Annotated in this window: 26 protein-coding genes; 13 read left to right on the top strand and 13 right to left on the bottom strand. The window is 74.6% G+C overall.

What is annotated here, in order from left to right:
• The first annotated feature begins 2 nt into the window (after positions 1 to 2).
• The 3 genes from OKX07_RS15805 to OKX07_RS15795 all read left to right on the top strand — a co-directional run bounded on the left by OKX07_RS15805 (position 3) and on the right by OKX07_RS15795 (position 3,717).
• Positions 3 to 749: a GNAT family N-acetyltransferase gene (locus OKX07_RS15805; RefSeq protein ID WP_265628945.1), complete on the top strand. Its 747-nt coding sequence runs from the start codon at positions 3 to 5 to the stop codon at positions 747 to 749.
• A 19-nt stretch (positions 750 to 768) separates the two neighbouring features.
• On the top strand, positions 769 to 1,812 hold the full coding sequence (locus OKX07_RS15800; protein WP_265628944.1) for a zinc-dependent alcohol dehydrogenase family protein: 1,044 nt from the start codon (positions 769 to 771) through the stop codon (positions 1,810 to 1,812).
• A gap of 231 nt (positions 1,813 to 2,043) precedes the next feature.
• Positions 2,044 to 3,717 (top strand): glycosyl hydrolase family 18 protein, encoded by a 1,674-nt coding sequence (locus OKX07_RS15795; RefSeq protein ID WP_265628943.1) that lies wholly within the window; start codon positions 2,044 to 2,046, stop codon positions 3,715 to 3,717.
• Positions 3,718 to 3,803: 86 nt separating this feature from the next.
• Here the strand turns inward: OKX07_RS15795 and OKX07_RS15790 are convergent, their stop codons facing one another.
• The 3 genes from OKX07_RS15790 to OKX07_RS15780 form a co-directional block, all read right to left on the bottom strand.
• On the bottom strand, positions 3,804 to 4,445 hold the full coding sequence (locus OKX07_RS15790) for an ABC transporter ATP-binding protein (protein WP_265628942.1): 642 nt from the start codon (positions 4,443 to 4,445) through the stop codon (positions 3,804 to 3,806).
• A gap of 51 nt (positions 4,446 to 4,496) precedes the next feature.
• Positions 4,497 to 6,542, bottom strand: a complete 2,046-nt coding sequence (locus OKX07_RS15785) for a hypothetical protein (protein WP_265628941.1) — start codon at positions 6,540 to 6,542, stop codon at positions 4,497 to 4,499.
• Between the two features lie 76 nt (positions 6,543 to 6,618).
• Positions 6,619 to 6,954 carry a lactococcin 972 family bacteriocin gene (locus OKX07_RS15780; protein WP_265628940.1) on the bottom strand — a complete coding sequence of 112 codons (336 nt, stop codon included), beginning with the start codon at positions 6,952 to 6,954 and terminating at the stop codon, positions 6,619 to 6,621.
• A gap of 390 nt (positions 6,955 to 7,344) precedes the next feature.
• Here OKX07_RS15780 and OKX07_RS15775 point away from each other — a divergent pair, with 390 nt between their 5' ends.
• Positions 7,345 to 8,391 carry a hypothetical protein gene (locus OKX07_RS15775; protein WP_265628939.1) on the top strand — a complete coding sequence of 349 codons (1,047 nt, stop codon included), beginning with the start codon at positions 7,345 to 7,347 and terminating at the stop codon, positions 8,389 to 8,391.
• Between the two features lie 215 nt (positions 8,392 to 8,606).
• Here the strand turns inward: OKX07_RS15775 and OKX07_RS15770 are convergent, their stop codons facing one another.
• Positions 8,607 to 9,386, bottom strand: coding sequence for an aldo/keto reductase (locus tag OKX07_RS15770; protein WP_265628938.1), 780 nt, complete (start codon positions 9,384 to 9,386; stop codon positions 8,607 to 8,609).
• A 71-nt stretch (positions 9,387 to 9,457) separates the two neighbouring features.
• A complete protein-coding gene (locus OKX07_RS15765; RefSeq protein WP_265628937.1) occupies positions 9,458 to 10,033 on the bottom strand; it encodes a TetR/AcrR family transcriptional regulator in 576 nt (191 codons plus the stop codon).
• Between the two features lie 74 nt (positions 10,034 to 10,107).
• Between OKX07_RS15765 and OKX07_RS15760 the strand changes: the two genes are divergently transcribed.
• Positions 10,108 to 11,934, top strand: a complete 1,827-nt coding sequence (locus tag OKX07_RS15760) for an ABC transporter ATP-binding protein (RefSeq protein WP_265628936.1) — start codon at positions 10,108 to 10,110, stop codon at positions 11,932 to 11,934.
• Positions 11,935 to 11,958: 24 nt separating this feature from the next.
• Here the strand turns inward: OKX07_RS15760 and OKX07_RS15755 are convergent, their stop codons facing one another.
• Entirely contained in the window at positions 11,959 to 12,645 is a 687-nt protein-coding gene (locus OKX07_RS15755; protein ID WP_265628935.1) for a nucleotidyltransferase family protein, read from the bottom strand.
• A 128-nt stretch (positions 12,646 to 12,773) separates the two neighbouring features.
• Here OKX07_RS15755 and OKX07_RS15750 point away from each other — a divergent pair, with 128 nt between their 5' ends.
• Both OKX07_RS15750 and OKX07_RS15745 read left to right on the top strand, forming a co-directional pair.
• A complete protein-coding gene (locus OKX07_RS15750; RefSeq protein WP_265628934.1) occupies positions 12,774 to 13,538 on the top strand; it encodes an endonuclease/exonuclease/phosphatase family protein in 765 nt (254 codons plus the stop codon).
• Between the two features lie 266 nt (positions 13,539 to 13,804).
• Positions 13,805 to 14,077, top strand: coding sequence for an adhesin (locus tag OKX07_RS15745; protein ID WP_265628933.1), 273 nt, complete (start codon positions 13,805 to 13,807; stop codon positions 14,075 to 14,077).
• A gap of 103 nt (positions 14,078 to 14,180) precedes the next feature.
• On the opposite strand, the gene OKX07_RS15740 is transcribed toward OKX07_RS15745, so the two are convergent.
• The 6 genes from OKX07_RS15740 to OKX07_RS15715 form a co-directional block, all read right to left on the bottom strand.
• Positions 14,181 to 14,801, bottom strand: coding sequence for an FMN reductase (locus tag OKX07_RS15740; protein WP_265628932.1), 621 nt, complete (start codon positions 14,799 to 14,801; stop codon positions 14,181 to 14,183).
• Positions 14,802 to 14,897: 96 nt separating this feature from the next.
• Entirely contained in the window at positions 14,898 to 16,082 is a 1,185-nt protein-coding gene (locus OKX07_RS15735; protein WP_265628931.1) for an LLM class flavin-dependent oxidoreductase, read from the bottom strand.
• A 97-nt stretch (positions 16,083 to 16,179) separates the two neighbouring features.
• Positions 16,180 to 16,404 (bottom strand): hypothetical protein, encoded by a 225-nt coding sequence (locus tag OKX07_RS15730; RefSeq protein WP_265628930.1) that lies wholly within the window; start codon positions 16,402 to 16,404, stop codon positions 16,180 to 16,182.
• On the bottom strand, positions 16,385 to 17,098 hold the full coding sequence (locus OKX07_RS15725) for a signal peptidase I (RefSeq protein WP_265628929.1): 714 nt from the start codon (positions 17,096 to 17,098) through the stop codon (positions 16,385 to 16,387). Before OKX07_RS15725 ends, OKX07_RS15730 begins: the two co-directional genes overlap by 20 nt.
• A gap of 7 nt (positions 17,099 to 17,105) precedes the next feature.
• The gene (locus tag OKX07_RS15720; protein ID WP_265628928.1) at positions 17,106 to 17,780 is read right to left on the bottom strand and encodes a TasA family protein; all 675 of its coding nucleotides are present in this window, start codon (positions 17,778 to 17,780) and stop codon (positions 17,106 to 17,108) included.
• Positions 17,781 to 17,910: 130 nt separating this feature from the next.
• Complete coding sequence (locus tag OKX07_RS15715) at positions 17,911 to 19,863, bottom strand: putative bifunctional diguanylate cyclase/phosphodiesterase (RefSeq protein WP_265628927.1); 1,953 nt, start codon at positions 19,861 to 19,863, stop codon at positions 17,911 to 17,913.
• Positions 19,864 to 20,108: 245 nt separating this feature from the next.
• On the opposite strand from OKX07_RS15715, the gene msrB reads away from it, so the two are divergent.
• The 3 genes from msrB to OKX07_RS15700 all read left to right on the top strand — a co-directional run bounded on the left by msrB (position 20,109) and on the right by OKX07_RS15700 (position 21,915).
• On the top strand, positions 20,109 to 20,522 hold the full coding sequence (gene msrB / locus OKX07_RS15710) for a peptide-methionine (R)-S-oxide reductase MsrB (protein ID WP_265628926.1): 414 nt from the start codon (positions 20,109 to 20,111) through the stop codon (positions 20,520 to 20,522).
• Between the two features lie 127 nt (positions 20,523 to 20,649).
• Positions 20,650 to 21,408, top strand: coding sequence for a nuclease-related domain-containing protein (locus OKX07_RS15705; protein ID WP_265628925.1), 759 nt, complete (start codon positions 20,650 to 20,652; stop codon positions 21,406 to 21,408).
• A 36-nt stretch (positions 21,409 to 21,444) separates the two neighbouring features.
• Entirely contained in the window at positions 21,445 to 21,915 is a 471-nt protein-coding gene (locus OKX07_RS15700) for a MarR family winged helix-turn-helix transcriptional regulator (protein WP_265628924.1), read from the top strand.
• Here the strand turns inward: OKX07_RS15700 and OKX07_RS15695 are convergent.
• Positions 21,892 to 23,508 carry an MDR family MFS transporter gene (locus tag OKX07_RS15695; RefSeq protein ID WP_416220794.1) on the bottom strand — a complete coding sequence of 539 codons (1,617 nt, stop codon included), beginning with the start codon at positions 23,506 to 23,508 and terminating at the stop codon, positions 21,892 to 21,894. The two genes, OKX07_RS15700 and OKX07_RS15695, sit on opposite strands and share 24 nt — an antisense overlap.
• Before the next feature lie 303 nt (positions 23,509 to 23,811).
• Between OKX07_RS15695 and OKX07_RS15690 the strand changes: the two genes are divergently transcribed.
• From OKX07_RS15690 to OKX07_RS15680, 3 genes are all read left to right on the top strand, one after another.
• Positions 23,812 to 24,411 (top strand): hypothetical protein, encoded by a 600-nt coding sequence (locus tag OKX07_RS15690; RefSeq protein ID WP_265631940.1) that lies wholly within the window; start codon positions 23,812 to 23,814, stop codon positions 24,409 to 24,411.
• 264 nt (positions 24,412 to 24,675) lie between these two features.
• Positions 24,676 to 25,296, top strand: a complete 621-nt coding sequence (locus tag OKX07_RS15685; RefSeq protein WP_265628923.1) for a DUF47 domain-containing protein — start codon at positions 24,676 to 24,678, stop codon at positions 25,294 to 25,296.
• 6 nt (positions 25,297 to 25,302) lie between these two features.
• The gene (locus OKX07_RS15680; protein ID WP_265628922.1) at positions 25,303 to 26,307 is read left to right on the top strand and encodes an inorganic phosphate transporter; all 1,005 of its coding nucleotides are present in this window, start codon (positions 25,303 to 25,305) and stop codon (positions 26,305 to 26,307) included.
• Position 26,308: the final 1 nt, after the last annotated feature.

Below are 26,308 nucleotides of genomic sequence, written 5' to 3'. Positions count from 1 at the left end.
CCGTGCGGCGCGGCCGCGTCCCGGTGTGGTGGGCGCGGTCCGTGCTCCCCGCCGGCGCCCCGGGCGCCGGCGGGGCGGACGCGGGCGTCGACCTGGTCGTCGTGCACGCGATCGCCACGGACGAGCAGCCCGACCGCGCGGTCGTCGACGTCACGGACCTGCCACCCGGACGCGCGCTGACCGAGGGTCGGCTCGCCCGTGTCGCGATGCGCGCCGACACGCTCCAGCTGGTCCGGACCGAGCCGCTGGGGGAGGCGGTGGCGTCCGCGCCCCCGCTGGTCCTGGTGGAGCGCGTGCAGCGCGACGCGGACCCCGTCGAGGCCGAGCTGGTGGCCTTCGCGCACGCGGACGTCGCGCAGCGCGCGGTCGCGCTGGGGTCCGCGGTGGCGCCCGGGGCGGTCGTGACGCAGGCCGACGCCGCGCGGCTGGGGCTCTCGACGGTCGCGCAGGTCGGTGCCGTGCGGTGGCGTGCCGCGACCGGTGAGCTGCGAGAGATCTACGTCGCACCCGCGCAGCGCCGGCAGGGGGTGGCCACGGTCCTGCTGCTCACCGCCGAGGGGGCCGCGGCGGCGCGCGGGTGGCCCCGGCTGTGGGCCGGTGGCGTCCGCACGGCGCTCGGCGAGGCGGCGGCGCGCCGGCTGCGCTTCGGGGTCGGCCGCGTCGCGGCGCTGACCCGGCTGGCTCCGCCGATGACGCCCGCGGCGGACCGCGTCGGGGTGCCGCACCGCCAGCTGGAGCCGGCGGACTGACGCGCGGGAGGATGGGCGCGTGCGTGCCCTGGTGATCGACGAGTTCGGTGTCCTCCCGCAGGTCCGTGAGGTCCCCGACCCCGCGTGCCCCGCCGACGGCGTGGTCGTGCGCGTCGCGGCGACCGGGGTGTGCCGCAGCGACTGGCACGCGTGGCAGGGGCACGACGACGACGTCACGCTGCCGCACGTGCCCGGGCACGAGCTCGCGGGGACGGTCGTCGAGGTCGGACCGGACGTGCGCGGCTGGGTGGTCGGCGACGTCGTGACCGTGCCGTTCGTCCTCGCCTGCGGGACGTGCGCGACGTGCCGGGCGGGCGACCAGCAGGTGTGCCCGCAGCAGTCGCAGCCGGGCTTCACGCGGTGGGGCTCGTTCGCCGAGCGGGTCGCCCTCGAGCGCGCCGACACCAACCTCGTCCGGGTGCCGTCGGGCATGTCGCCGGTCGTGGCCGCGGCCCTGGGCTGCCGGTTCGCGACGGCGTACCGCGCCGTCACCGTGCACGCCGCCGTGCGCGCGGGCGACGAGGTCGTGGTGCTGGGCTGCGGGGGCGCGGGGCTCTCCGCGGTGATGGTCGCGACGGCGGCCGGTGCGCACGTCGTCGCCGTCGACCCGTCGCCCGCCGCGCGCGCCGCGGCCCGCGACGTCGGCGCGCACGTGGCGCTGGACCCCCGGGCCGACCTGCCGGCGGCGCTCGCGGTGCGGCTCGTGGACGCCACCGGGGGAGGGGCGCACGCGACGCTCGACGCGCTCGGCAGCCCGGCCACCGCGCAGGCGGGGGTCCTCGCGCTGCGCCGTCGTGGCCGGCACGTGCAGGTGGGGCTGCTGCTGGGTGACGACGCGTGGACGGCGCTGCCGATGGACCGGGTCGTCGCGTGGGAGCTGTCGGTGCACGGCAGCCACGGCATGGCCGCGCACGAGTACCCGGCGATGCTCGCGGCGATCGCGAGCGGCGGGCTGGCGCCGGCGGCCCTCGTGGGTCGCACCGTCGGCCTCGACGACGCGGCCACGGCTCTGGCCGCCCTGACGGCGCCGACGACGGCGGGGATCACGGTCGTCGTCCCCTGACCGGCCCAGTGCCGCGCCCACGCCGGTCGGGGCCCTGGCGGTCGGCATTCACCTGAACGTGTCGCCGCAGTGCGCTGACCTGGGCAGATGCGGCGCGCCGAGGCCGCTCCAGGGTGATGGAGACCGTTGTCGGAGGTCATCACATGATTGACCGCCCGAATCCTCCGGGGCTAGCGTCGTACTCGTCGCATTAGTACATAGTCCTTACATATTCGACGAACGGGAGTCGAGATGTCACGCAGCAGGACGCAGGACGCGCCGCAGCACGCGTCACCCACCCACCACCCCACCCGCCGCCGAGCCCTCGTCGCGTCGGTCGCCGCGCTCGCCGTCGCCATGACCGGCCTGCTGACCGCCCCGGTGGCCAGCGCCGCCGGCGGCGTCACGGTGACCTTCACGTCCCAGGGCGACTGGGGGACCGGCCACCAGGTCGCCGTCACCGTCACCAACACCGGCGCGACCAGCGTGCCGACGTGGTCGATCGACTTCCGGCTCCCCACCGGGGTCGCCGTCACCAGCGCGTGGGACGCCGACGTCACCCGCAACGGCCAGGACTACCGCGCCGTCAAGAAGGGCTGGGCCGGACCCCTCGCGCCCGGCGCCTCGCAGAGCTGGGGCTACGTCGCCTCCGGCCCCTACGGCGCCCCCACCGGGTGCAGCGTCAACGGCGCGTCCTGCACCGGCGGCGGCAGCACGCCCACCCCGACCCCCACCACCACCCCCACCCCGACGACCACCCCGACCCCCACCGCCACGCCCACACCGACGCCCACGCCCACGACCCCGCCCCCCGGCGGCGGCAAGGTCGTCGGCTACTTCGCCGAGTGGGGCGTCTACGCCCGCAACTACCACGTGAAGAACATCCACACGTCGGGCGCGGCGGACCGCATGACCCACATCCTCTACGCCTTCGGCAACACCACCGGCGGACGCTGCTCCATCGGCGACTCCTACGCCGACCACGAGAAGGCCTACACCGCCGCCGACTCGGTCGACGGCGTCGCCGACACCTGGGACCAGCCGCTGCGCGGCAGCTTCAACCAGCTGCGCAAGCTCAAGGCCATGCACCCGGACCTCAAGGTCATCTGGTCGTTCGGCGGCTGGACCTGGTCCGGCGGCTTCACGCAGGCCGCCGCGAACCCCGAGGCGTTCGCGCAGTCCTGCTACGACCTCGTCGAGGACCCGCGCTGGGCCGACGTCTTCGACGGCATCGACGTCGACTGGGAGTACCCCAACGCGTGCGGCCTGACGTGCGACTCCTCCGGTCCTCAGGCGTTCGACCGCGTCGTCACCGCGCTGCGCGCGAAGTTCGGGTCGTCCAACCTGGTCACGGCGGCCATCACGGCCGACGGCTCGTCGGGGGGCAAGATCGACGCCGCCGACTACGCGACGGCCGCGACCAAGCTCGACTGGATCATGCCGATGACGTACGACTACTTCGGCGCCTTCGCGCCCCAGGGACCGACGGCGCCGCACTCCCCGCTGACGTCCTACCCGGGCATCCCGCAGCAGGGCTTCAACTCGCAGGCCGCGGTGGACAAGCTCCTCGGCAAGGGGATCCCGGCGAGCAAGATCCTGCTCGGCGTGGGCTTCTACGGCCGCGGCTGGTCGGGCGTCACGCAGACCGCACCCGGCGGCACGGCCACCGGCGCCGCGCCCGGCACGTACGAGCAGGGCATCGAGGACTACAAGGTCCTCGCGACGCGCTGCCCGGCCACCGGGACCGTCGGCGGCACGGCGTACGCGCGCTGCGGTGACCAGTGGTGGAGCTACGACACCCCCGCGACCCTCGCGTCGAAGATGACGTGGGCACGGGACAAGGGCCTGGGCGGCGCCTTCTTCTGGGAGCTGTCCGGCGACACGGCGAACGGCGACCTCGTGCGCGCCGTCGCCAACGGGTGGTGACGCGCGCCTGACGGCCCGCACCTGACGACCCGCACCTGACGACGGCGCGCCCCGGCCACACCGGTCGGGGCGCGCCGTCGCCCGTGTCAGGCGTGCAGGGGGACCGGGTCGAGCACGACGACCGTCGTGCACGCGGCCGCGACCTCGGCGTCGTGCGTCGCCACGACGACCGCGCAACCGCCCTTGGCCAGGTCGCGCAGCGACTCGACGACCATGCGGCCGTTGTCCGCGTCGAGCGACCCGGTCGGCTCGTCGGCGAGCACGACGCGCGGCTGCCGCACGAGGAGCCGCGCCAGAGCGACGCGCTGCTGCTCACCACCGCTCAGCCGGTACACCGGCTCACGGCCGCGCCCGCCGAGCCCCACCTGGTCCAGGGCCTCCTCCAGCGCGGGGCGCGACGCGCGCCGCCGCCCGCCCACGGCGATCTCGAGGTTCGCGCGCACGGACGCGTTCTCCACCAGCGCGTAGCTCTGGAACAGGTACCCCACGCTGTCGCGGCGGAACCTGCGAGCCCCGCCGGCGCGCAGCCGGGTGATGTCGCGGCCCTCCACCTCGATGCGCCCCGACGTCGCGGCCTCGAGCAGCCCGAGGCAGTTGAGCAGGGTCGACTTGCCGGACCCGCTGGCCCCGGTGAGCGCGACCAGGTCGCCCGCCGACGCGGTGAACGACAGGTCGCGCCACAGCGTGCGCTGGCCGAAGGACTTGGTGAGCCGGTCGACGACGAGCACGGGCGGACCTCCGGGGGTCGGGACGTCGGGCGGGGTCGACGAGGGCACCGTTCAGGCCTCCGCGGACCGGGTGCGGACGAGGCGTCGGGTGAGCACGACGAGCGTGACGACGACGAACCCCGCGTTCAGCAGCGCCCACGACGACGTCAGCACGGGCTGCAGCCCGCCCAGCGCGTACGCCGACCCGGGGCCGCCGTCCGGACCGACGCCGGGGCGCGCGGCGAGCAGGGCCCCCGTCGCCCACACCGACGCGCCCGCGACGGCGATGAGCAGCGCCGCCTCGACCGCGAGGAGGCGCGGGTGCGTCCGCACGAACGACCAGCCGTGCACGTAGGAGACGAACAGCCGCTGCGCGTGGCTGCGCGTGTACACCTGCCCGAGCCCGACCGCGGTGGCGAGCAGCACCAGCAGCGCGACGGCGACGTTGGCCAGGTGCAGCCGCAGGTCGCGCAGCACGTCGGCGTACACGTCGACGGCCTCCTGCTGCGCGGGTCGGAAGCTCGTGACGAAGCCGGTGAGGCCGGCGTCCTGCGCGCCCTGGAGCGCACGCTCGGGGTCGAGGACGAGCACGTGGCCCTGGCTCGCCAGCGCCATGTAGTCGGCGGGCCGCACGGTGCCGGACGTGGCGTCGACGACGACCACGACGGCGTCCGTGAGCACCGGGCGCTCCTGCGTGCCGCGCTGCGCGCCGTAGGTGAACAGCTCGGTGCCGGCCGGGAGCAGCGCGGACTCGACCGCCGGTGCCGTCGTGGCGGGTCCGCTGTCCGCCCAGGTGGTGATCGTCCCGACGATGGCGTCGTGCTCGGCCGCGCGGTCCTGGGGCACGAGGACGGTGACCGTCCCCGGCGGGGTCCCGGTCAGGCGGGCGCCGTCGGCGGTCCGGACGTCCTGCTGCGTGAGGTAGGTGCTGTTGACGAGCAGCACGTCACCCTGCGCGCCCGGTGCCATGAGCTCGAGCCGGTCCTGGGCGGCGAGGACCATGCGGCCCGCCGCCTCCTCGGCGACGAGCCACTCGCCCGTCGTCCCGGCGAGGCGGTCGGTCTCGGCCGGCGAGAACGCCGCCGTGAAGGTCAGGGAGGCGGCGTCCCCCACCGTGCTCCAGGCCTCGAGCGCGTCGCGCCGCTCGACGACGTCGGCGACCGCGACCGTCGCCGTCACCGACGCGGCCACGGCCAGCACCAGCGCCGGCCCACGGACCAGGTAGACCGCCGCGGTCGTGCCGTGCGCCGGCAGCCGCCCCTTGAGCGCGTCGAGGACCGGGACACGTCCGGTCAGCCAGATCGCTGTGACGTGGGCGAGCAGCACGACGAGCAGCAGGGCGCCCGCGGTCGCACCGGCGACCGCCGCGTACGCCACCCACTGGTGCAGGCCGTTCCACGCCCACAGCGCTGCTCCGACCAGTACCGCGAGCACCCCGCAGGCCACCAGGACGACGCGGCCGACGTCGCGCAGGTCGCGCGCGACGAGCGTGGCTCCGGACGCGCCGTGCAGGCGCTGCACGGCGTACGACTTCACGCTGCTCAGCACCCCGGCCGCGACCACCACGACGACCAGCAGCGTCATGACCAGCAGCCCCGTGCCCAGCGGCTGCGCCCAGACCCACTGGGCGATCGCCCCCGGCGCGTAGTAGGCGCGCGACTCGACGTCGTACCCGAGGTCGCGCAGCGCCGCGTCGAGCGCGTCACGCCCGTCGGTGCCACCGAAGACGACGTAGTACCCGCGCGGGTCGACCTGGCCCAGGTCCGCGATGTCGTGCACGTCCGTGCGTCCCTGCGGGCCGAACGCCGGGTAGCCGTGGACGAGCCAGTCCGCCGGGCCGGCGTCGGGGCGGCCCACCGCGAGGTAGAGGTGGCGTCGCTCGCCCGGCGCGAGCAGGTCGTCGACGAGCCGGCCGACGTCGACGCGGTGCGTGCGCGCGACGTCCTCGACGACGGCGACGGTCCGTGCGGCACCGGGGCCGGCATCTCCGGAGACGTGCACCAGGTGGTCGGCGCCCAGGACGCCCGACTCCTCGAGGCCGCGCACGACGAGGAACGCCGTGGCGGCGGCGTACAGGAGCACGAGGACGTAGGCCAGGCGCGTTCCCCGGTGCGTCATGGCCGTTCCTTCCGATCGCCCGGGTCGGGGCCGGCCACCGTGGTGGCCGGCCCCGACGTGGTGCTCTCCCGTGCGGTCAGCAGTGGTGCCAGCGCGCCTGGTCCATGCGGAACGGGTTGCTGTCCCACGCGGTCGCCTTGGCCCAGACCCCGGGTGCGCGGCACCAGGAGCGGACGAGTCCGACGTCACCGGTCACCGACGCGGCGTGCGAGCGGGTGGGGTGGAGGTAGTTCGACCAGTTGTTGCTCGGGAAGAAGCTCGGTCCCCCGTAGCTCCAGGTGCCGCCCCCCGCCTGGACGACGGCCGCGTACGCCGCAGTCGCTCCGGTGACCGCGATGCTCAGGGCGAGAGTCGTCGTCAGGACTGCCTTGCGGATGCGCGACGGGCCGCGCGCCGTGCCGTGTGCTGCCATGGTGCCCCCCAATGACATGCCGGTCGTGACCGGCATCCGACCCCGGGACCAGGCGGTCCCGGACGGCGGACGCCCGGTGCCGGTGGACGACCGCCGACCGGCGCAGGACCGCACGGCAGGTGAGGACGCTGCGCCACGATGCGCAGCCCCCGGCTCCTGTCACGCCCCCCGTGACGGTGCGACGGGATCCGACCAACAACGCACCGATGGACCCGCCTCGGCCAAGGTAGGCCAGCCCTGGCACGCGGTCAAAGGGTGGGTTCACTCCCGTCGCGTGCGGTGGGACGAACCGCCCGCGCACGAATCCGACCTGGACCCTTGCCCATGTCGGTGTGCGGCGGGCATCCTTCGAGCACCCGGCGCTCTCCCCGTCGACTCCCCGGAGCCGCGATGCGTCCCCGCCCCGCCTCGTCCCTGGTGCCCGTCGTGCGTCCCGTGGTGCTGCTCGCCGTGCTCTCGCTGGCGGGCCGCGCCGCGCTGACCGACGGGCAGCGCGCGCTGGCGACCGTCTGGCCTGCGCCCCCGCCCGCGGTGTGGGTCGCGGCCGCGGTCGTCGCGCTGCTGGGTGCGGCGGGCGGGGTGTGGCGGGCGCTGCCGGTCGTGCGGCAGTGGCACCGCGAGCTCGACGCGGCGCGCGGGGAGCCGTCCGGGAGGGTCGCGACGGCCGCGGTCGGCCTGGTCATCACGTGCCTCGTCGTCACGGCCCTGGCCGCGAGCCTGTCGGGGGCGGGCGAGCCCTCGCCCCAGGACCGGGAGCGCGGGGCGGGGCCGTGGTCGGTCGTCGTGCTCACGCAGTGGGGTGTCGCAGCCGTGGTCGTCCTGACGATGCTCGTCCGGGGCGTCCTGCGTGAGCTGCTGCTGCGCGACGTCCTCGCGCGCCCGCTCACGTCGCCCGGCCTGCGGTCGGTCCGCGGTGTCGTCGTGCCCCACCGCAGCGCGGTCGAGGTGCGTCACCCCGTGACGGGGGCGCAGGTCGCCGCCTGGTACGTGGTCGGCGCGCCCGACGCGGGCCCCGCGCCGTGCCCGCCCCCGTCCCCGCCCGCGGGCCGGCACCGGGACCCCGGCGCGGCGCACCCGTCGACCGCGGAGCTGCGCCGCGTCGGCGCGGTGGCCCGGCTGCTCGGGCGGCACGTCGTCGCGTCCCAGGTCGCACCGTTCGTCGTCGTGTGCGGCGGGGTGCCCGTGACCGTCGACGTGGGCGAGGTCGAGGTCCTGGGGCATGACGACACGCACGCGGCGCTCGAGGTCGACCGGCTCGGCCAGCACGCCGACCCGACGGTCGTCGACGGCACGACCGCGGGCCGGCGCCTGCACGTGCTGCCGTTCGGGACCCGTGTGGACGCGGTCGGCATGCTCGAGCGCGACGGTGCGGAGTGGCGCCTGCGGGCGACGCCCGGGCGCGTCCCGGGCGTCGTCGCGGTGGTGCGGCCGGGCTGACCGTCGCCCGTGTGGTTGACGTCACGTCGGTTGTCCGGTAGACCTTGGCGCGGCGGCACAACGGCGTGACGCCGAACGCAGGACACGGGTCCGGTTCCTCGGTAGGCCGAGGCCCGACGTGCTCGCCGGTCGCTTCGCGACGGCGGCGAGCACGTGCGGTATGGGAGCGCAACCACACCCCGGGATCCGCCCGTCGGACGGACCGCGGTCCGTCCTCAGCGCCCCAGCACGTCGATGGCCGCGACCTCGTCCGCCGTGAGCGAGAAGCCCAGGACCCCGAGGTTCTCCTCGAGGCGCTCGCGACGCACGGACTTGGGGATCACCACCACGTCGTGCTCGAGGTGCCAGCGCAGCACCACCTGCGCCGGTGTCACCCCGTGGGCCCGCGCCGCGGCCACGATCGGCTCGGCGTCCAGGTCGGTGCGCTTGAGCGGGCTGTACCCCTCGACGACGACGCCGCGCTCACGGTGGGCGGCGAGCAGGGCCGCGTCGTGGTCGACGGGCGAGTACGGGATCTGGTTGACGGCCGGCGCCTCGCCGGTCGCGGCGATCAGCTCGTCGATCTGGGCGATCGAGTAGTTGGACACACCGATCGAGCGGGCGAAGCCCTCGTCGCGCGCCTGCCGCAGCTCCTGCCAGACCGCGGGGCTGGCCTGCCGGTTCGGCGGCCAGTGGATCAGCCACAGGTCGAGATGGTCGGTGCCGAGCGCCGCGAGGGACTCCATGAGCGTCTGGCGGACGCGGTCGGTGTGGTCCGGCGGCAGCTTGGTCGTGAGGAAGACGTCGTCGCGGTCGATGCCGCGGGTCGCCAGCGCGCGGCCGACCTGCGCCTCGTTGCCGTAGCCGGTGGCGGTGTCGACGTGCCGGTAGCCGAGCTGCAGCGCGGCGCTCACGGCGAGCTCGGCGTCCGAGCCCTCCGACTGCCAGGTGCCGAGGCCCAGCAGCGGGATCTCGCCGCCGGGCAGGGTCAGGGTGGGGGTGGTGGTGTCAGGCATGCTCCCCATCCTCACCGAGGGGGAGTCCGCCCGCAGGTCGGGCCCGTCGGGTCAGGTCGGGCCTGGTCGAGTCAGGGCGCAGGCGCGGCCAGCGCCTTCTCCAGGGTCAGCAGCAGGCGCCCGACGACGGCGTGCCGGTCCTCGGCCCCCGTCCGTACCGTCGACCACGCGAGGTAGAGCCCCGACCAGACGATGCCCAGGGCCCACTCGGCGGACATCCGCGGGTCGAGCGTGCCGTCGCGCAGCCCGCGCGCGTGGAGCGCGCTCAGCACGGCGCTGTTCCCGCCGTCCTCGGCCCAGCAGTCCTCGTCGACGACGCCCGTGAACAGGACGGTCAGCAGGTCGCCCAGCTCCAGGTACTCCTGCGCGACGCGCAGCAGCGCGGCCAGCGCCGTGCCGTCGTCCGTGCGGGCGCGGGCGTGCGCGGCGGCGATGCCCGCGACGGCGTGCGCGCCGACCGCGGCGAGCAGGTCCTCGCGCTCGGGGAAGTAGCGGTGCAGGGTGGTCCGGCCGACGTCGGCGAGGTCGGCGACGCGGCCCAGGGACGCGGTGGGGTCGTCGGCCAGCGCGCGGACCGCGGCGTCGAGGATCGCCTGGCGGGTGCGCGCGCGGGCGCCCGTCTCCGGGGGTGCTGCGGTACGTGCCACGTCCTGGACGGTACACCCGTCCGCTCTGAGGAAACATGGTTGACCGAAATGAAACACAGGTGTTCCATGGACGCATGGCCTCGCCGTCCGCCCCGACCGACCCCGCCCCGACCGACCCCGTGACCGACCCGCCCGCCGCACCGGGCGAGAGTCGTCGGCGTCTCCTCCTCCTGCTCAGCCTCGTCCGGCCCCACCGGCGCACGCTCGGCATCGGGCTCGCGCTCGGCCTCGGCGGCACCGCCCTGGGGCTCGCGACCCCCATGGTCACCAAGTGGGTGCTCGACACGTTGGGGACCGGGGAGTCGCTCGCGCAGCCCGTCGCCTGGCTCCTCGGCCTCTTCGTCGTCGGGTCGGTCGTCGGGTACCTGCAGTGGATCGTCCTCGGCACCCTGGCCGAGCGGATCGTGCTCGACGCCCGCGAGTCGCTCGTGGGCCGGTACCTGCGCGCGACGGTCGCGGCCGTCACCGGCCGGCCCACCGGTGAGCTGGTCACGCGCGTCACCTCCGACACCGTCCTGCTGCGGGAGGCGACGTCCTCGAGCCTCGTGGGCCTCGTCAACGGCGTCGTCGCCCTGATCGGCACGCTGGTGCTCATGGGGGTCCTCGACCGGGTGCTGCTGGGCACCACGGTCGTCGCGCTCCTGATCGTCTGTGCGGTCATGGCCGTGCTCCTGCCCGGCATCGGCGCCGCGGAACGCGCGTCCCAGGAGGCCCTCGGGCGGCTCGGCGGCACCCTCGAGGGGTCGCTGCGCGCCGTGCGGACCGTCAAGTCGAGCCGCGCGGAGCAGCGCCAGGGCGCCACGGTCCTCGGGGCGGCGCGCGAGGCCCGCGACCACGCCGTGCGCGCGGTGCGGACCACCGCGCTGGCGTGGACCGTCTCGTGGGGCGGCATCCAGCTCGCGATCATCGTGATCCTCGGGCTCGGCGCCTGGCGCGTCGGCCAGGGCGAGCTCGCGGTCTCGAGCCTCGTCGCGTTCCTGCTCTACGCCTTCAACATCGTCGGCCCCATCACCGAGCTCACGCAGGCGCTGACGCAGCTGCAGTCCGGCATCGCGGCGGCCGCGCGCATCGGCGAGGTCGAGGCGATGGACGTCGAGCCCGACGACGCGCTCACGACGACGCCCGGCGGCGCCGACCCCGGTCCCGGCGTCCCCGTGCTGGAGCTGCGCGGCGTCACCGCCGGCTACGGCCCGGGGCTCCCCGCGGCGGTGCGCGACCTGTCGCTGACCGTGCCGCGGCGCGGCCACACGGCGATGGTCGGGCCGTCCGGCGCCGGCAAGACCACGGTCTTCTCCCTGCTGCTGCGCTTCCTCGAGCCGCAGGAGGGCGAGCTGCTGCTCGACGGCCGCCCCTACTCCACCTGGAGCCACGCCGACGTGCGCTCCCGCTTCGCGTACGTCGAGCAGGAGACGCCGGTCGTGCCCGGCTCCATCCGCGACAACCTGCTCTTCAGCAACCCCGACGCGACCGACGCGGAGCTGGCCGCCGCGCTCGCCGCCGTCCGGCTCGACGGCGCGTTCGACGCGCTGCCCGAGGGCCTTGACACCCGCCTGTCGGAGACGTCGGTGTCCGGCGGGCAGCGCCAGCGCATCGCACTGGCGCGCGCGCTGCTGTGCCGGCCGCAGGTCATGCTCCTCGACGAGGCGACCGCGCAGGTCGACGGCCTGACCGAGGCGGCCGTGCACGACGCGATCCGGGTGCTGGCCACCACGGGCGCCGTCGTGACGGTCGCGCACCGGTTGTCCACGGTGGTCGACGCCGACACGATCCTCGTGCTCGAGGACGGCGGGGTCCGGGCGCGCGGCACGCACGCCGAGCTGCTCGCCGCCGACGAGCTGTACCGCGAGCTCGTCGAGGCGCTGCGGATCGCCGACGCACCCGTGCCGGTCGAGCAGGTCTGAGCGCAGCCGTCGCCGGCCCCGGCCTCAGTCGTCCGAGCCGGGGCCGGTGCGTCCGAGGGCGGAGGTCATCCGGTCCGTCGGGTGGCCCGTCAGGCCCAGCTCGTCGGCGAGGAACAGGAACGCACGCGCGTAGGGCTGGTCCGCGACCTCGGCGCGGACGCGGTCCCAGTCGATCTGCTCGCGCAGCGCCCGGGCCATCGGCAGCAGCCACGTGAGGTCGCAGTAGTGCTCGCCGAGCACCCGCATCTTGGCCGAGATGATGTCGGTCGCGGGCAGCACCGGCATCCGCACGGCCAGCACCTCGAGCTCGTCGGCGCGGGCGAGCTGCTCGCGGGTCACCGGCTCGCCGACCATCCGGAAGATCACGTCGACGAGCTGCCCGTGGTGGTACGCCTTGAACAGCCAGTTCTCGGCGGGCTGCTGCACGTCCAGGCCCGCCGCGGCGAGCGCCGCACGCGCGGCGTCGACGTCGTCCTGCGCGACCGCGAAGTCGGCGTCGTGGCTGGGCTCCGGTGCGCCGCGCGCCCACGCGGCGTACCCGCCGACCAGCGCGAACGGGATCTGCGCGTCGATGAGCGCGACGGCGGTGCGCCGCAGGCCGTCCTGCAGCGCCGCGCGGTCGTCCGGGGTCGCAGCGCCGGTCGGGACGGGCAGCGGCGGCGGCGCGGCGCCGGTGAGCGGTGTCGTCGTCAGGGGCGGGGTCGAGTGCATGCACGGTGTCTACACCGCGTCGCGCGTGCCCGCGCGCCGAGCCGCCCACGCCCTTGCGGACGACCGCGGGTCGGTGGGAGCGGACGGGCTGCCGTGCGAGGTGGGGGCCGTGCGGCGAGAATCGCACGGTGCGGCTCGCGACCTTCAACATCCTGCACGGGCGGTCGCTCGTGGACGGGCGGGTCGACCTCGACCGCTTCGCCGCCGCGGTGCGCCGCCTCGACGCCGACGTCCTGGCCCTGCAGGAGGTCGACCGCGCGCAGACCCGCTCGCACGGCGCCGACCTCACGGCCGTCGCGGCCGCGGCGATGGGTGCACCCCACCACCGGTTCGTCGCGACGCTGCACGGCGAGCCGGGCCTCTGGGTCGCCGGCACGGGCGAGGAGCAGCCCGACACGGCCGCGTACGGCATCGCGCTGCTGTCGCGGCGGCCGGTGCGCGCCTGGCACGTCCTGACGCTGCCGACCCTGCGCCGCCGCGCGCCCGTCCGGTTCCCCGGTGCCCGCTGGCCGGCGCTCGTGCGCGACGAGCCCCGCACGGCCCTCGCCGCGGTCGTCGACGGCGACGACGGGGGAGCGCTCACGGTCGTCGGGACCCACCTGACGTTCATCCCCGGCTGGAACGTGCGCCAGCTGCGGCACCTGGTGCGCGTGACCCGCACCATGCCGGGGCCGACCGTGGTCATGGGCGACCTCAACCTGGCGGGCGAGCAGCCCGCGCGGCTGACGGGTCTGCGCCCCCTCGTCCGCGCGGCGACGTTCCCGGTGACGGACCCGGTGCGCCAGCTCGACCACGTCCTCGCGGGCCCGGGCGTGCACGCGGCCGGCCCGGGCGAGTCCCTCGACCTGGGCCTCTCGGACCACCGCGCCCTCGTCGTCGACATCACCCGCTGACCACCACCCGCCCACCGGAACCCGGCTCCCCGAATCACGCCCCCAACCAGTACTGGTGTTGCGGTCGGCGGGGGTGGTTGCCGTGCGGACCTGTCTCGCGGAGCGGACGAGCGGTTGCCTCGGTGCGGCCTGCGGGTGACGGTGGAGTGGTCCGACGGCGTCGGACCGGGGCCCGTCGTCCCGCCCGCGGGCCCGCATGGCGCGTCCCGCCGGAGCGGGGCCGCGCGTCCCGGCCGACGTCTCCCGTTCCGTGGAGAGGAGCACCCGTGCTCACCCTGACCGACAACGCCCGTACCGCCGTCGAGACCCTGACGAGCCGTGCCGGCCTGCCGCAGGACGGCGGTCTGCGGATCGCCGAGCAGGAGACCGGTGGCTTCGAGCTCGCGCTCGTGGCCGGTCCCGATCCCGACGACGACGTGGTGGCGCAGGGCGACGCCCGCGTCTACGTCGACCCGCGCACGTCGCAGACGCTCGCGGAGCAGCAGCTCGACGTCGAGGCGACCGACTCCGGCGCCACGTTCACGCTGACGCGCCAGTGACGGCAGGCCGGTAAGCCCGGCCGTGCGTGACGAGGGGCCGACCACCGTCCGGTGGTCGGCCCCTCGTCGTCGTGCGGCGGGTCGCGCCGCCGTCACCTCGCGCTCACTGGCCCCCGAGCAGGTCCTCGAACGACGGCACCGCGTCGTACGGGTCGGCGGGGGCGACCCGCTCGCGCGTCGCGACGCGCTGCGCGAGCTCGGCCGCGGCGCGGGTGATGCGCGCGGGCAGGGGCCGGACGTGCTCGGTGCCCGCGTCGGCCCAGTCGTCGGTCGCGGCGAACACGGACGTCGGGACGACGTCGGCGTGCAGGTACGCGAACAGCGGGCGCATCGCGTGCTCGAGCGCGAGGGAGTGGCGCGCGGTGCCGCCGGTCGCGCCGAGCAGCACGGGTGTGCCCTGCAGGGTGTCGGGGTCGAGCACGTCGACGAACGACTTGAAGAGCCCGGCGTACGAGGCCGCGAAGACGGGCGTGACGGCGATGACGCCGTCGGCGCCCGCCAGCGCGCTCTGCGCAGCGGCGAGGTCGGGGCGGGCGTAGCCGGTGAGGGTCATGTCGACGACGTCGTGCGCGAGGCTGCGCAGCTCCACGACCTCGACGACGGTGTCGACGCCGCGGGCGGTGAGGTCCGCGACGACCGCCTGGGTGAGGCGGTCGGCCAGCAGCCGCGTCGACGACGGCTGCGAGAGCCCGCCGGACACGACGACGATCGAACGGGACGGCACGGGGTCCTCCTGGGTGGGGCTGGATCGCCCGGTCACGGGCGGGGGTGTGCGGGGGCCGGATCGCCCTCTCGCGGTGAGGGGGCGATCCGGCACGGCTCAGCGGGTGGTGGCGCCCGCGGCCTGGGCGGCCTCGAGGTCGTCCTCGGCCGCCTTGCCCGTCCAGTGGTCCGCCGGGGCGGCCTGCTGGGCGTGCGTGCGGCCTGCGGCGCGGGCCGCGGCGACGCGCTCGGCGTGCGACGGCGGGTTCGCCGGGACGTCCGCGGGACGACGCGCCTCGGCCTCCTTGCGGAGCACCGGCACGACGTCCTGCGCGAGGATGTCGATCTGCTCCAGGACGGTCTTGAGAGGCAGACCCGCGTGGTCGATGAGGAACAGCTGGCGCTGGTAGTGGCCGACCTGCTCCCAGAAGGCGCCGTAGCGGTCGATGACCTGCTGCGGGCTGCCGACGGTCAGCGGCGTCTCGCGCGTGAAGTCCTCCATGGTCGGCCCGTGCCCGTAGACGGGCGCCTCGTCGAAGTAGGGGCGGAACTCGTCCCACGCGGCCTGGCTGTTCTTGCGCATGAACACCTGTCCGCCCAGCCCCACGATGGCCTGGTCGGCGCGGCCGTGCCCGTGGTGCTCGTAGCGCCGACGGTAGAAGTTCACCATCTGCGCGGTGTGCTCCATGGGCCAGAAGATCGCGTTGTGCAGGAAGCCGTCGCCGTAGAACGCGGCCTGCTCGGCGATCTCGGGGGTGCGGATCGACCCGTGCCACACGAAGGGCGCGACGCCGTCGAGCGGACGGGGCGTGGACGTGAAGCCCTGGAGCGGGGTGCGGAACTTGCCGCTCCAGTCCACGACGTCCTCGTCCCACAGCCGGCGCACGAGCGCGTAGTTCTCGATCGCGAGCGGCAGGGCCTGGCGGATGTCCTTGCCGAACCAGGGGTACACGGGTCCGGTGTTGCCGCGGCCCATCATGAGGTCCATGCGCCCGTCCGCGATGACCTGGAGCATCGCGTACTCCTCGGCCAGGCGGACCGGGTCGTTGGTGGTGACGAGGGTGGTCGCGGTCGACAGCAGGATGTTCTTCGTGCGGCCCGCGAGGTAGCCGAGCATCGTGGTGGGCGACGAGGTGACGAACGGCGGGTTGTGGTGCTCGCCGGTGGCGAAGACGTCGAGCCCGGCGGCGTCGGCGTGCTCGGCGATCGTCAGCATGGCGCGCACGCGCTCGGTGTCGTCGGGGGTCCGGCCGGTGGTGGGGTCGGTCGTCACGTCGCCGACGGAGAAGATCCCGAACTGCATGGTGCACCTCGCTCGTCAATGTTGATGCGTTTGCATCGATCAGGCGCCTCAACCGTCGCCCCGCCGCCGGTATTCCGCCGGGGGAGCGCGCCGCGTCTCAGCCCGCGGCGGGCGTCGCGTCGTCCACCGGGGCGGAGAAGTCCGGCAGCGTGGACACGGTGGTCGTCGCCTGCGTCGTGCCCGTCAGCAGCGCTCCGGTCCGGGCGGGCGCGGGGGCGAGCAGCAGCAGGACGACGAGCAGCACCAGCACCCCCAGCCGCACCCACGTGCCGCGGTCCTCGGGGGCGCGGCGCCACCACACGTCAGTCGAGGAGGAGCGCATCGACCCTCCTGTCGTCCAGCGGTCGGCGGGACGCCCGCGCGCGGCGGCGCGCCTCCACCACGGAGACCACCTCGAGCGCGGCCAGCGCCAGCAGCGGAGGCACCAGCATGACAGCGCGGCCCTGCGGGGACGTCGCCCACGTCAGCACCGACCCCCAGCCGTGGTGCTCGCTCAGCAGCACGCCGCGCACCCGCTCGACCGGCGTCGCGTTCGCGTCCGGCCGACGGTTCGCGTCGCCCTGCGTGCGGATGTACGGCTGCATCACGGGCTCGCCGGCGTCGTCCAGCACGGGCTCCATGCGGCCCGAGCCGTCGCCGACGTCCTGCATCGCGGGCAGGCTGTGCAGCGAGACGATGCGGTGCGTCACCAGCCCCGTCGCGCCGACCGGCTGGAACGTCACGACCAGACCCGGCTTGAGCTCGGACGCGTCGGTGACCGCGCGCAGCACGACGACGTCCCCGGCGACGAACTGGGGCGCCATCGACCCCGACGTCACGATGAGCAGGCGCTGCCCCTGCGACTGGAACCACAGGGGCACCGCGAGCGACGTCAGGTACGCCAGGACGCCGACGACCACGATGCCCCACAGCGCCGCGCTCGTCGCCCGACGCCACCACGGCGTGCGCCGCCGGACCGCCGGCCGAGTGGCGCGGCGGTCGACGAAGGGCTCAGGTGCCCGCTGCGCCGTGGTCAAGGTCGTCTCAGTTGTTCACCGTCTGCTCGGAGTCGAACTGGAAGGTCAGCTCGGCAGCGGTGTTCTGGTAGGTGTTGTCCGCGTCGCGGGACATGTCGACCCGCACGCACAACGTCTCGGCGCCCGTGACGCCCGCCAGGACGCGGTCGCCCGTCTGGTTGCCCGTCGCGGGGTCGCCGACGATCGGCGTCATCGTCGCCGGCTGGCCGAACTCGGTGCCGACGAGCGTCTGCGTGTCACCCAGCACGGGAGCCGTCTCGGCGCTCGTGAGCGTGCACGTCGCGTCGGCGAGCACGCGTGCGCGCAGCTGGTCGCGCAGGTCACCGGTACCGGCCGTGCCGGCACCCGGTGTCGTGGTCGCCGCGGACAGGCTCACGGCGTACCGCAGCTCCAGCGAGCCGACGTTGCTCAGCGTCACCGGGGCGACGACGGTCCCACCGGGGGCGAGCCCGCCGACGGGCATCGTGAACTGCGCGCCGTCCGCGGTGAGCACGATCGTGCCCGTGCTGATGGTGCCCGTCAGGGAGTCCTGGTCGGTGAACAGCGCGGACGTCGTCAGCGAGGTCACACCGATCGCGGCGAGGACGAGGATCGAGCCGGTGGCCCAGGCGCGACGGCGCCGAGCGGCGTCCTGCCGCGAGGGCTCGGGGTCGATCATCTCCTCGAGCAGCTCGTCCATCATGCGCGTCGGTCCTTCCTGTCGGGCGCGCTCGCGCGTGCCCTGGTCGTAGGCCCGCGGTCGCGGGCCCAGTGCGGCCTCTTCGGTACCTCTCGGCACGTTCCCCAGCGGACTTGAGACGTCACGTCAGTGTTCATCCGATCGGGTGGAGCGACTGGCTGCCCGGCGGGTGAAGTGCGTCCGCCGGCGCGGGCCGCGCCCACAGGAACCCCTGCGCCCGGTCGACCCCGAGGCGCGCGAGCGTCAGCGCGGTCTCCTCGTCCTCGACGCCCTCGGCGACCACCCCCAGCCCGAACGAGTGCGCCAGGTCCACCATCGCCTGCACGACGAGCTCCGACCCGGCGCGCCCGCCCTCGCCCAGGTCAGCGACGAACACCCGGTCGATCTTCAGCTCCGCCACCGGCAGGTCGCGCAGCTGCGAGATCGACGTGGTCCCGGTGCCGAAGTCGTCGATCGCCACGCGGATGCCCAGCGCACCGAGGCGCTCGAGCACCGGGACGACGCGGGAACGGTCCGCGACCAGCGCGGTCTCCGTGATCTCGACCTCGAGGAGGGACGCCTCGACGCCGTGCTCGGCGAGCAGCTGCTCGATCATGTCGACGACGGCGGGGCTCGCGACGTCGTGCGCCGACAGGTTCACCGCCACCGGCACGGCCGCACCCTGCGCGCGCCACCGCGCGAGCTGGCGCACCGACTCCTCGAGCGCGAACGCCGTGACGCGGTGGATCAGGCCCGACTGCTCGGCGAGCGGCACGAACGTGCCCGGTGCCAGGAGCCCGCGCGTCGGGTGCCGCCACCGGATCAGGGCCTCGAGCCCGACGACGCGCTGCGACGACAGGTCGATCTTCGGCTGGTAGTGCATCTCGAGCTGCGGCACCGAGTCCGGGTCGCTGCGCGCCTCGAGCGCCCGGTGCAGCTCGCCCAGCAGCACGAGGCGGGCCGGCGAGGAGTCGTCCGCGTCGGGGGAGTACACGCTGACACCCGCGCGGTGGTGCTTCGCGGCGTACATCGCGATGTCGGCGGTGCGCATCAGCGCGGACGCGTCGCTCGCGTGGTCCGGCAGGCAGGCGACGCCGATCGACGTCTCGACGTGCAGCCCGATGTCGCTCAGCTCGAAAGGGCGGGCGAACAGGCCGCGCACGCGGCGCGCCAGCCGCTCGGCGTTCGCGACCGTGCGGACGTCGGGCAGCAGGATCGCGAACTCGTCGCCGCCGAGCCGTGCGACCACGTCGTCGTCGCGCAGCGCGTGGCGCAGGCGCTCGGCGACCTGCTGCAGCAGCTCGTCGCCGTGATCGTGGCCGAGCGTGTCGTTGATGTCCTTGAACCGGTCGATGTCCAGCAGGATCAGCCCGACGCGCGTGTCGTCGTCCGCGACCCGCTCGATGGCGCGCTGCATCTGGTCGGCCAGCAGGCGCCGGTTGGGCAGCCCGGTCAGCGAGTCGAGCAACGCGAGGCGCGCGTTGTCGAGCGCCGTGGCGCGCAGCCGGCGTGACGTCGCGTGCACGATCTGGAAGAGCAGCAGCCACAGCAGCACGAGGCTGCCGACGACGACGAGCGTGACCGTGCGGGTCGTCGCGCGGAGCGTCTGGTGCGCCGTGGTGTGGTCGAGCATGACCTCGGCCGCGCCGATCACCGCACCGGGTGCGACGTCCCCCTGCGCGTCGGGCGTCGCGGTGTCCGCGAGCAGCACCGGGACGTACACGTCGAGGACGGTGCGCTCGGCGGCGGCGTCGCCCCCCGCGCGCACGTCCGGCTGGACGACGGCGTCGGGCTGTCCCTCCTGCATGACCTGGGCGAGCCGGTCGGTGTGCGGCAGGCCGGTCGTGGCCGCCGCCGAGGAGTACATGAGGCGTCCGTCGAGGCTCCAGAGCCGCAGCTCGACGAGGTCGTCGTCGAAGCCCTCCGTGGCCGCCGTCACCGCGGCGCGCTCGTCGCTCGACAGGACCCCGGTGACGAAGGCGGTCGAGGGGACCACCCCGGCCGCGTACTCCGCGATCCGTGCGGCCGAGCCCGTGCCGTCGCGCACGGCCTGGCCCTGCATCTGCGAGGACGTGACCAGGACCAGGGCGATACCGACCAGTGCCATGCCGACCAGGCTCACGACCGCGAACCGGCGGGTGGGGCTCGAACGACGGCGACCAGCTGGCACGTGCACCTCGTGGCTCGGGTGACCCTGACGGGATCCTCCCGTTCAGGGTATGTCGTGACGCACGCCACGCACAGACGCCCCGCTGGACGACCGTCCTGTGCGCGCGGGAACGTCGGGTGAATGTCGCGTGTTGGGATCGGTGCGTGCTGCCACCGGGGCGGTGCGCTCCAAGGAGGACCACCGTGACCTACCCCGTGACCAAGAGCGACGACCAGTGGGCGCTCGAGCTCGAGCCGCAGGAGTTCGCGGTGCTGCGCCGCGCGGGCACCGAGCGTGCGTGGACCGGCGCGCTGCTCGACGAGCACCGCGCGGGCGTGTACCGCTGCCGCGCGTGCGACAACGAGCTGTTCCGCTCCGACACCAAGTTCGACTCGCACTGCGGGTGGCCGAGCTTCTTCTCCCCGCTGGCCGGCGACCGCGTCGAGCTCATCACGGACCGCACCCTGGGCATGGTCCGCACCGAGGTGCGCTGCGCGCGCTGCGGGTCCCACCTGGGTCACGTCTTCGACGACGCACCGCAGACGCCGACGGGCGACCGGTTCTGCATGAACTCCGTCAGCCTCACGTTCGAGCCGACGCCCGCGACGGACGCCTGATCCGCAGGTCACCCGCTCGTCGGGGAGGAGGCCGTGCGGGTGACGACACGCCGCGACACGCCGCATTGCTCCGAATCCGCCGTGGACGGGGCTGAAGTCGGACGCCCCGGGTGCCGATAATGCGAACGTGGACGAGGTCCTGACTGTTCGGCGATGGCGGCGTTACGGTGCCGACCGCCTCTACGTGACGCACGAGACGGGTGCGCGCGTGGGTTCCGTCGATCTTCAGTCCGGCGAGGTCGTGGCCGACGACCCCGTCCTGGAGGCCCGGGTCCGGCGCGCGGCCCAGGCGTACCTGCGGTCCGACGTCCCCGAGCTGGTCCTGCCCGTCACCTCCGAGCTCGCGTCCATCGAGGCTCTCGAGGGTGCGGGCGTCGAGGCGTGGCTCGGCGACGACGACGAGCCGCGCGGCGAGCGGGGCAGCCCGGTCGGCTCGCGCCTGGACCGCCTCGCCGAGGAGGGTTGGCAGGCGGTGCACGACGTGCCGCTCGGCCGGCAGGGGAGCGTCGTGGAGCACCTCCTGATCGGCCCCGGCGGCATCTACACGGTCACCGAGCGCCGCCATCCCGGCAGCCGTGTGCGCGCCGCCGCGGGCACGATGCACGTCGACGGCCGCGCCGTGACGTACCTGCGCGACGCGCGCCTCGAGGCGGCGCGCGTGCAGGGCCTGCTGCTGTCCGCCGGGTGCTCCGGCATCGGCGTGCGGGCCGTCCTCGTGGTCACGGGTGACCTCGAGCGGGACGTGCAGCACCCGGTCCAGGACGCCCTGGTCATCGCGCGCCACGAGGTGCCCAACATCTTCCGCCGGCTGCCCGAGCGGCTCGACCCCGCCCGCGTCTCCGCGATCGCGCAGGTCGCGCGGCGCCGCGCCACCTGGGCGCGCTGAGCGACGAGGCGGCGGCCGCTGGGCCAGGATGGGCGCATGAGCGACGACCCTGTGCTGCGCGTCGAGCGGGAGCTGGGGCTCTTCCTGCGCCGGGCGCGTGCCGCGTCGGCGGGTCTGGCCCGCACGGTGCACCCGGACCTCGACGCGTCCGCGTACCTGCTGCTCGCGACGGTGGCCCGCACGCCGGGCACGCGCGCGAGCGACCTCGCGGACCTCCTGGGTGTCGGCCGGGGCACGATGTCGCGGCAGGTCGCCCGGCTGGAGCGGCTGGGGCTGCTCGCGCGGTCGGCCGACCCCAGCGACTCGCGCAGCCAGCCGCTCGCGCTGACCGGCGAGGGGGAGCGCCGGCTCGCGCACGCCCGGACCGGCCGGCAGGAGTACATGCGCCGGTCCCTCGACGCGTGGCAGGCCGACGAGCTGACACAGCTCGCCGACCTGCTCGCGCGCCTCAACGAGGACCTCGTGCGCGCCGCGCCCCCGACGTCAGGCGGCGGCGACGGGCTCTGAGCGCTCGGCCTGCGCGGCGAGGCGCTGCTCGACGCCGGACGCGCGCCCCAGCGGCACCTCGCGCAGCGCGAGGACCGCCACGAGCGCCAGCAGGGCGATCGGCGCACCGACGAGGAACAGGTCCGCGACACCGACGCCGAACGCGTGCTCGACGACACCGCGGACGGGCGCGGGCAGCGTGGCCAGGTCCGGCAGGGACGTCGTGCCGCCGGCGCCCAGCGCGGCCGGGTCGACGCCGATGCCCGTCAGGCCGTCGACGAGCAGGTGCGAGACACGGTTCGACAGCAGCGCGCCCAGGGCCGAGACGCCGATGGCGCCCCCGAGCGTGCGGAAGAACGCGACGGTCGCCGTGCCGGCCCCCAGGTCCGCGATCGGGAGGGTGTTCTGCGTCGCCAGGACGAGGTTCTGCATGAGCATGCCCACACCGCAGCCGACGACCAGCATGTACAGCCCGACGAGCGTGAAGCTCGTGCTCTCGTCGATGGTGCCCATGAGGCCGAGGCCGCCCGTCAGCAGGACGGCGCCGACGACCATGATCCGCTTGTAGCGTCCGCTCGCGGAGATCGCGCGGCCCGACAGCGTCGAGGCGAGGAACGTGCCGACGACCATGGGGATGGTCAGCAGGCCGGACTCGGTGGGCGTCTTGCCCCGGGCGAGCTGCATGTACTGGCTGAGGAAGACCTGCGTGCCGAACAGCGCGATGCCGACGGCGACCGACGCGAGCACGGTGAGCACGACGGTGCGGTTGCGGAACAGGCGCAGGGGGATCATCGGCTCGGCCGCGCGCGACTCCACCCGGACGAGCGCCACGACGCCGAGCGCGGAGCCGCCGACCATGGCCGCGGTCTGCCACGACAGCCACGCGAACGACGTCCCGGCGAACGTCACCCACAGCAGCAGCGTCGCGACGGACGCCGCGAGCAGGAGCGCGCCGGCCCAGTCGATGCGCACGCGGCGGCGCACGACGGCGGGCAGGTGCAGCGTGCGCTGCAGCACGACGATCGCGGCGACGGCGAACGGCAGGCCGACGAAGAAGTTCCAGCGCCAGCCCGCGGCGTCGGTGATGACGCCGCCCAGCAGCGGGCCGCCGACCATGCCGACGGCCATCACGGCGCCCATGAGGCCCATGTACCGGCCGCGCTCGCGGGGGCTGATGATGTCGGCGATGAGCACGGTGCCCAGCGCCGTCAGGCCGCCGGCGCCGATGCCCTGGAACGCGCGCATCGCGATGAGCATCTCGGTGCTGTGCGACAGGCCGGCCAGCGCGGACGACACCACGGAGATGACCAGCGCGACCTGGACGAGCCGCTTGCGGTCGGTGATGTCGGCGAGCTTGCCCCAGACGGGTGTCGAGACGGTCATGGTCAGCAGGGTCGCGGTGACGACCCACGTGAAGGCGGACTGGCTGCCGCCGAGGTCCGTGATGATGCGCGGCAGGGACGTCGAGACGACGCTCGTCGCGAGGATCGAGACGAACATGCCCAGCAGGATCCCGGACAGGGCCTCGAGGACCTGGCGGTGGGTCATGGCGGTGGGGCTGGGGGTGCCGGTGTCGTCGACGGTGTCGTCGACGGTCGTTCGGGTGCTGCTCACGTGGTCTGCTCGCTTCCGGGCGCGGGGACAAGGGGCGACCGGGCGTCGTCGGCGGTCGGAGCGGGTCGGTCTCGACCCAACAGTTGCTTAAGGCAACCCTACGTTGAATCGTTACCCAGGGCAACCGTGTTTCACCCACCCACCCCCACCGCCACCGCCGGACGGGGCCTGCGGGTGGTGGTCCGGACGTCGGCGAGGGATCATGCCGCGGTGAGCGTCGACGGGACGGGTGCGGGCGGGACGGGCGGGGGCGACCCCGGTGCGGGCGGCGGGTCGGGCAGGCGACGGCACCATCGGCCGCTGGTGGTCGACCCGGCGCTGGCCGACGAGCTCCCGGGCGAGCTCGACCCGACCGTGCGCGACGAGATCGCGCACACGACCGCCAACGCGCTCGTGCAGCACGGCCGCGCGAGCGCGGACCCCGGGGTGGTCGCGCGGCTCGTCGCGCTCGTCGAGACCGAGGGGCTCGACGTGGTCGCGGCGATGTGGGCGGACAGCCCGCCGGACACGTTGCCGGGGGCCCTGTGGCGCCTGTACGTGCTGCGGGAGTGGGTGCGCCGCGACCCGACGACGGTCGCGGACCGGTACCGCCAGGGCGTCGCGGCGGCACCCGTGCACGACGTGGTCGCCGGTGTCGTCGACACCCCGGGACCGGACGACGTGCGTGCCGTCGCGGACGCCGTGCTGTCGGGCGTGTACACCGGGGACCTCGCGGTGGCCCTCGAGCGTGCCGCGGCGTTCTGCCAGGTCCTGGCCACCGGCGCGGCCTTCGACGCGGACCACCTCGACGTCCTCGACCCCGGTGCCGCCGCCCGGCAGACGCGCGGCGCCGCGTCCCTGGTCCGCACGGCCGAGGACCTCGCGCACGCCGCCCAGCTGTGGCGGGCGGATCGGCTGGAGTAGGTCCGCCGCGTACAATGAAGGGGCGACGTCGGGTCGGTAGCCCCGGGCTCCATCATCAGCCGCCTCGAGCGGCCTCGCGCCGTCAGGCGCTCCGGCCCGGCGTCGCTCACCCGCAGCGCTGCCCGGTGTGCGTCGCGGCACATGAGACCCGCGTCGCGGCGTATGAGACGTGGGTCCGGCACATCGGCTGTTCACCGGCCGTTAGGCTGGGCGGCGCCTCGGTCCCCCGAGGTGCTGCCACCAGTCGATGACCCGGAGCCTTCCGTGCGCCTGCGCCTCACACCGCGCGACACCTCGTTCTTCGACCTCTTCGCCGCATCCGCCGCTCACCTCGTGACCGGCGCGAACCTGCTGGCCGAGATGCTCGGCGCCGACCGCGCCACCCGCAAGGAGCTCAACAAGCGGATGGCCGCGGCGGAGCACGACGCGGACGACGCGACGCACACGATCATGCGGCGTCTGAACAAGACCTTCGTCACCCCGTTCGACCGCGACGACATCTACAACCTCGCCTCCGCGCTGGACGACTGCATGGACTACATGGACGAGGCGTCCGACCTCATCGTCCTGTACAAGGTCGACGAGCTCCCGGCGCGGGTCTCGGACCAGATCCAGGTGCTCCAGCGCGCCGCCGAGCTCACCGCCGAGGCCATGCCCCGGCTGCGCTCCATGGACTCGCTGCAGGAGTACTGGGTCGAGGTGAACCGCCTCGAGAACCAGGCCGACAAGTCGCACCGCAAGCTGCTCGCGCAGATGTTCGACGAGATCGCCGACCCGATCCTGCTCATGAAGCTCAAGGAGATCGTCGAGAAGCTCGAGGACGCGGCCGACGCGTTCGAGAAGGTGGCCAACACGGTCGAGACGATCGCGCTCAAGGAGTCCTGAGCGCCCGTGGAACCTGTGCTCGTCGTCTTCGTGGTCGCGCTCGCCCTCGGGTTCGACTACACGAACGGCTTCCACGACGCCGCGAACGCGATCGCGACGTCCGTCTCGACACGGGCGCTGACGCCCCGCGCCGCGCTGATCATGGCCGCGGTGATGAACTTCACGGGCGCCCTGCTGGGCACGGAGGTCGCCGAGACCATCGCGACGTCCATCGTCAACCTGCAGGACGCACCGCCGCACTCGGCGCTCGTCGTCGTGCTGTGCGCGCTCGTCGGGGCGATCACCTGGAACCTGATCACCTGGTGGTACGGGCTGCCGTCGTCGTCGACGCACGCCCTCATCGGCGGGCTCGTCGGTGCGGGGCTTGCCGCCGGGTTCGGCATCTTCGGCTCGGCGATCCTCGAGAAGGTCGTCCTGCCGATGATCTTCTCCCCGCTCATCGGGTTCCTCCTCGCGTTCCTCGTCATGGCGGGGCTGCTGTGGATCATCCGCAACCGCGCACCGAGCAAGGTCAACCGCCGCTTCCGCATCGCGCAGACCGTGTCCGCCGCGGCGATGGCGCTGGGCCACGGCCTGCAGGACGCGCAGAAGACCATGGGCGTCATCTACCTGGCGCTGCTCACCGCGGGCTGGGCCAGCCCGGACGACGGCATCCCCCTGTGGGTCAAGCTCGCCGCCGCCGCCGCGATCTCGCTCGGCACCTACGCCGGCGGGTGGCGCATCATGCGCACGCTCGGGCGCAAGATCATCGAGCTCGACCCCGCGCGGGGCTTCGTCGCCGAGTCCGTGTCGGCCGTCGTCCTGTACGTGAACGCGTTCGCGCTGCACGCGCCGGTCTCGACGACGCACACCATCACGTCCGCGATCATGGGCGTCGGCGCGACCAAGCGGCTGTCGGCCGTGCGGTGGGGCGTCGCCAAGAACATCGCCGGTGCGTGGATCCTCACGATCCCCGCCGCCGCCTCGGTCGCCGCCGTCGTGTTCTGGGTGCTGCACCCGATCCTGGGCTGAG

Source organism: Cellulomonas sp. S1-8, assembly GCF_026184235.1.
In the GTDB taxonomy this organism is placed as follows: Bacteria; Actinomycetota; Actinomycetes; order Actinomycetales; family Cellulomonadaceae; genus Cellulomonas.
This window is presented reverse-complemented; position numbering and strand designations above follow the sequence as displayed.

Excerpts from the sequence above, each read along its gene's own strand:
- OKX07_RS15785 (WP_265628941.1), bottom strand. The coding sequence starts at position 6,542 with ATGACGCACCGGGGAACGCGCCTGGCCTACGTCCTCGTGCTCCTGTAC.
- OKX07_RS15795 (WP_265628943.1), top strand. The coding sequence starts at position 2,044 with ATGTCACGCAGCAGGACGCAGGACGCGCCGCAGCACGCGTCACCCACC.
- OKX07_RS15700 (WP_265628924.1), top strand. The coding sequence starts at position 21,445 with ATGAGCGACGACCCTGTGCTGCGCGTCGAGCGGGAGCTGGGGCTCTTC.
- OKX07_RS15780 (WP_265628940.1), bottom strand. The coding sequence starts at position 6,954 with ATGGCAGCACACGGCACGGCGCGCGGCCCGTCGCGCATCCGCAAGGCA.
- OKX07_RS15775 (WP_265628939.1), top strand. The coding sequence starts at position 7,345 with ATGCGTCCCCGCCCCGCCTCGTCCCTGGTGCCCGTCGTGCGTCCCGTG.
- OKX07_RS15770 (WP_265628938.1), bottom strand. The coding sequence starts at position 9,386 with ATGCCTGACACCACCACCCCCACCCTGACCCTGCCCGGCGGCGAGATC.
- OKX07_RS15715 (WP_265628927.1), bottom strand. The coding sequence starts at position 19,863 with ATGGCACTGGTCGGTATCGCCCTGGTCCTGGTCACGTCCTCGCAGATG.
- OKX07_RS15760 (WP_265628936.1), top strand. The coding sequence starts at position 10,108 with ATGGCCTCGCCGTCCGCCCCGACCGACCCCGCCCCGACCGACCCCGTG.
- OKX07_RS15735 (WP_265628931.1), bottom strand. The coding sequence starts at position 16,082 with ATGCAGTTCGGGATCTTCTCCGTCGGCGACGTGACGACCGACCCCACC.
- OKX07_RS15755 (WP_265628935.1), bottom strand. The coding sequence starts at position 12,645 with ATGCACTCGACCCCGCCCCTGACGACGACACCGCTCACCGGCGCCGCG.
- OKX07_RS15730 (WP_265628930.1), bottom strand. The coding sequence starts at position 16,404 with ATGCGCTCCTCCTCGACTGACGTGTGGTGGCGCCGCGCCCCCGAGGAC.
- OKX07_RS15720 (WP_265628928.1), bottom strand. The coding sequence starts at position 17,780 with ATGATGGACGAGCTGCTCGAGGAGATGATCGACCCCGAGCCCTCGCGG.